Genomic DNA, 4,115 nt, shown 5'->3' with positions numbered 1-4,115 from the left:
TTCGTTGCCGGGCGGCGGTTGAAAGAAAAGCGGCCCTCCGCTTGTTGGAGGGCCGCTGTCTTTTGTGGACTAGTTGCCTGATGTTCCGGTGGTTCCTGATGCCTGTTGCTGCTGCGAGGGGAAGCTCCCGGCGTTCGGCGACACCGGCACGGAGTCGTAGCTCCGCTGGGCGTCCTGCACGTTCAGGGATGCTCCGGTGGGCAGGAGGCGCACGATGGCGTCCGGCGCGGGCCGTGGGTCGGTCAGGCCCAGTGCGTTGGCGGTGTTCGCGTCGGGGACGCCGTACCGCAGGCCCCGGTCGGTCACCAGTGAGATGGGGCCCGTCGCGAAGGACTGTTTCGACGTCGCCGACCGGATGACCGCTCCGCGGCCGGGGGGCATGTAGAAGTTGTCGATCTTCAGGCCGTCCGGGCTCGGCTGTCCGATCTGGATCAGCTTCGCGTCGGCGGGGACGGGGAGCTGCGTGCCGACGTAGACGGCCGTGTGCTGGTCCTCGGTCGTCGGGTCTCCGGGGTTCACCACGTTCCAGCCGAGGCAGGTCACCGGGGTCTGCGTCGGGTCCAGCACGGTCGGGATGGTGTTCGGCATGGTGTCGACCTTGAGCGCGTCGCTGTCGCCGGACTGGATCTGGCGGATCGACGTGATCGTGTTCGGCGACAGCTCCTGCGGGCGCGGCGCGGCGGTCGAGCTACCCGAGAACCGGATGAGGTCCGCGACGGCGGGCGACACGCGCTGGATCCCGTTCTGCAGGACCACGTAGCTGCTCCGCGTGCCGTCCGAGAACGACACCGCGAACACGTCACCCACGTTGAGGCCGGCCAGGTCCAGCGCCTGGAACTGCGTCGCGCTGCCCTTGCCCGGGATCGTCGGCGGCGTGAACGGCGTCACCTGCGGGATGGCGTTCAGCAAGCCGATGGAGATGCGGCGCGCGTTCTGCGGGTTCAGGCCCAGTGCCGTGTAGACACCGGCGCGCGCCGGGTCCAGCTCGGCCCGCACGGTGTTCGCGTTCGGTTGGTTCGGGTTCCGCTCCAGGCGGTAGATCAGGTACGGCTTGTCGTTGTCGCCGACGGCCAGCACGGCCTCGTTGTCGCCCAGCTCACGTCCCGGGTCGGGCACGCCGGCGAGCACCGTCGTGGCGTTCGTCGCCTGCTGCAGCGCCAGCTGGCTCGGCAGGTCCGACCGGATGGTCAGCTGGTCGCACACCGCCCAGTCGTCGGACACCCGCTGCGACGTGGTCGGCAGCAGCTGCGGACCGTCCACAATGCCCGTCAGCCGCCCGCGCGGGATGTCCTTGAGCTGGTCGTCCGGAACCACCGACGGCTCCACCGCGGTCGCCGCCGCGGTACCGCCCTGCCCCTGCTGCGACATCAGCAACAGCCGCGCCGAGGCGAGGTTGAAGGTCGGGACCAGTTGCTTCGGGTTGCCGGTGACGACGTAGATCGCGCCGGACTCCTTGCCGATTACGATGTTTCCCGAGTCCGGCACGGCGGGCTTCGGGCTGATCAACCCGAAGATCACGAAGCCGACGACGCCGAGCAACGCCAGGATGAACCCGACGATCGTCGCTCTGCCGTGGGTCCGCATCGGATCGTGGAGCATGACCGAGTCACGCCGCACCAGCGCGGACTGCATGCGGCGCAGCACGAACTGGTAAGCGTGAACTTGCGATTTCGTTGTCGGTGTTGACGGCATTCTCGACCTACTGCTCCCCGAGTCGCGGTACGGTTCCGCAGGATAGCGGTACGGGATCTCCGCCGGTGTGGGTTTCTCCCAACTCCGGCTAGGGTCGGGTTCCCGGCCGACCGGCTTGCCGGGATCGCTGTAGGTACGAGGGGAAGAACGAGCGGATGTCCGTCACCACTCCGCCACGTCCGGGTGGGCCCCCGGGTTCACCGCCGCCGAGGGGCCGTCCGCCGGGCCCGCCACCGCGTGGCGGCGTTCCGGGCGGGCCGGGAGGACCCGCCGGACCGCGCGGCCCGCAGGGACCCGGAGGCCCCGGTGGGCCTGGCGGTCCAGGTGGTCGCGGCCCTGGTGGCCCCGGTGGCCCCGGTGGTCCGGGCGGACCTGGTGGCCCGGGTGGTCCGCCGCCGGCGCAGCCGCCCCCCGAACGTCCCGCGCCGGTCGCTCCCCCGGCTCGCCGCCGCGTCCTGAACACCCGGCTCGGCCCGATCCCGGTGACCAACCTCGTGGTTCTCGAGATCGGCCTCGCGATCGGGCTCGTCCTCATCGCGATCAACGAGTCGCTGCTCTACGTCGGCATCGGCGTCCTCGGCGCCGCGCTGATCATCGCGGTCCTGCGGTGGCGCGGTCAGTGGTTCACCCAATGGGCTGGACTTACGATGCGCTACTCGTTCCGCAGCCACGACCGGGTGTCGACGCCGCCGAAGCCCGACGCCCAGGCCATCGCGACCGGCGACGTGTCCGTTACCGGCCCGGAGGACGTGCGCGTCAGCCTGCTGCGGCTGGTCGTGCCGGACCTGGTGGTCGCGCACGGCAAGGACCACGAGCTGCAGGAGGTCGGTCTCGCCTGGCACGACGGGACGTGGACCGCGGTCCTGCTCGTCGAGCCCACCCCCGCGCTGATCACGCAGGCCGGCGGCGCGCCGAGCCTGCCGCTGTCGGCGCTGGCGCCGTGCCTGGAGGACCGCGGCGTCGTCCTGGACTCCATCCAGATGATCTGGCACTGCTACCCGGGCAGCGCGGCGCTGCCCGCGGACTCGCCCGCGCTGACGTCCTATATGGAGGTCCTCGGGCCGCTGCCGGCCGCGGCCCGACGCACCACGTGGGTGGCGATCCGGCTCGACCCGCGTCGTTGCCCGGACGCGGTCCGCGAGCGGGGCGGCGGCGTCGTCGGCGCGCACCGCGCCCTGATCGGCGCGTTGTCCCGCGTGCGCAACGCACTGGAGTCGCAGGGCGTGCCGACCCGGCCGCTGAGCCCAGACGAGCTGCTGCGGGCCGGGATCTCGGCCGCCGAGCTGACCGCGGCGGTCGGTGGCGGCGCGAAGGTGAACCTGAAGGAGAACTGGACCAGTGCGACGGCGGCGGGCATCGGCCACGCCAGCTACGCCGTCACCAGCTGGCCCAAGGGCAAGATCACGACCACGCTGAACGCGCTGACCAGCGTGCGCACCCTGTCGTCGACCGTGGCGATGTCCATCTCACCCGCGGACGACGAGGGCAAGGTCGGCCTGCGCGGCGTGGTGCGGCTGAGCGCGCGCAACCCGCGTGAGCTGGACGCCGCCGACGAGCGGCTCAACACGCTCGCCGAACGCGTCGGCGTGTCGCTGACCCCGCTGCGCGGCCTGCAGATCGACGGGCTCGCCGCGACCATGCCGATGGGAGGCACCGCATGAGCCTGCGGCTTCGTGACCCGGGCCGGAACACGGGCGTCGCGCCCGAGTTCGTGGTCGACCCCGTGCTGCTGGACGCGATCAGCCCGTCCGGTGACCGCGGCGGCATCGTCGTCGGCTCCGGCCTCAAGGGTGAGCCGCTGACGATCTCCGCCCTGCGGGCCACCCCCACCCGGATCGTGCTGGTCGGCGGCCTGTACCTGGCGCGGCAGGTGGCGCTGCGGGCGATGGCGGTCGGCGCGTGGGTGACGATCGCGACCGGACGGCCCGCCGCGTGGCAGGTGCTGCCGAAGGCGGCAGGCAACCAGCCGAACGGGCGACCGTCGCCGCTGGTGACCATCCGGCGGCTGTCGCCGGTAGAGCTGCCGCGCCCGTCGGAAGACGCACCGCTGCTGGTGGTGACCGACGGCGGGCCGACGCCACAGGACCTGTTCCCGCCCCGATCGCCCTGGCACACGACGGTCTACGTGCTGCCGTACCTGCACCCCCAGGCGACGACGATCGCGAACGCCGCGGACGTCGTGCTCATGCAGCGACTGCCCGCCGGACAGGCCGAGCTGGCAGCCCGGATCTGGCGCCTGCCGCCGCAGATGGTGCGGCAGCTGACCACGCTGAAGGACGACCAGGTGGTGGCACTGGGCCAGAACCTCTGGCGCCCCCTACGGCTGGTCACCACACCGAAAGAACAGGCACTACTGGGCCCAGTCCGCCGCGGCGACTAACGACGCCCTTGATCTGTGCACACAACCCGAGCTGGGTGGTCAT

At 71.6% G+C, this 4,115-nt stretch carries 4 protein-coding genes; 3 read left to right on the top strand and 1 reads right to left on the bottom strand.

From position 1 onward, the window contains the following. Window positions 1-69: 69 nt before the first annotated feature. Complete coding sequence (eccB, locus tag ACCP09_RS39970; protein WP_123683993.1) at window positions 70-1,692, bottom strand: type VII secretion protein EccB; 1,623 nt, start codon at window positions 1,690-1,692, stop codon at window positions 70-72. Between the two features lie 237 nt (window positions 1,693-1,929). Between eccB and ACCP09_RS39965 the strand changes: the two genes are divergently transcribed. Genes ACCP09_RS39965 through ACCP09_RS39955 form a run of 3 tightly spaced genes read left to right on the top strand, consistent with a single transcriptional unit; the run spans window position 1,930 to window position 4,072 of the window. Next, on the top strand, window positions 1,930-2,151 hold the full coding sequence (locus ACCP09_RS39965; protein WP_431900962.1) for a hypothetical protein: 222 nt from the start codon (window positions 1,930-1,932) through the stop codon (window positions 2,149-2,151). Between the two features lie 23 nt (window positions 2,152-2,174). Continuing rightward, the gene (eccE, locus tag ACCP09_RS39960) at window positions 2,175-3,353 is read left to right on the top strand and encodes a type VII secretion protein EccE (RefSeq protein ID WP_433754295.1); all 1,179 of its coding nucleotides are present in this window, start codon (window positions 2,175-2,177) and stop codon (window positions 3,351-3,353) included. After that, entirely contained in the window at window positions 3,350-4,072 is a 723-nt protein-coding gene (locus ACCP09_RS39955) for a hypothetical protein (RefSeq protein WP_017986638.1), read from the top strand. The genes eccE and ACCP09_RS39955 overlap by 4 nt, the downstream gene beginning before the upstream one ends. Window positions 4,073-4,115 lie beyond the last annotated feature (43 nt).

The sequence above is a fragment of the Amycolatopsis sp. 3B14 genome, assembly GCF_050958625.1.
Lineage (GTDB): Bacteria > Actinomycetota > Actinomycetes > Mycobacteriales > Pseudonocardiaceae > Amycolatopsis_E > Amycolatopsis_E thermoflava.
Note: the sequence above shows the minus strand (reverse complement) of the source record. Positions and strands in the feature narration are given on the sequence as shown.

Excerpts from the sequence above, each read along its gene's own strand:
- eccB (WP_123683993.1), bottom strand. The coding sequence starts at position 1,692 with ATGCCGTCAACACCGACAACGAAATCGCAAGTTCACGCTTACCAGTTC.
- ACCP09_RS39955 (WP_017986638.1), top strand. The coding sequence starts at position 3,350 with ATGAGCCTGCGGCTTCGTGACCCGGGCCGGAACACGGGCGTCGCGCCC.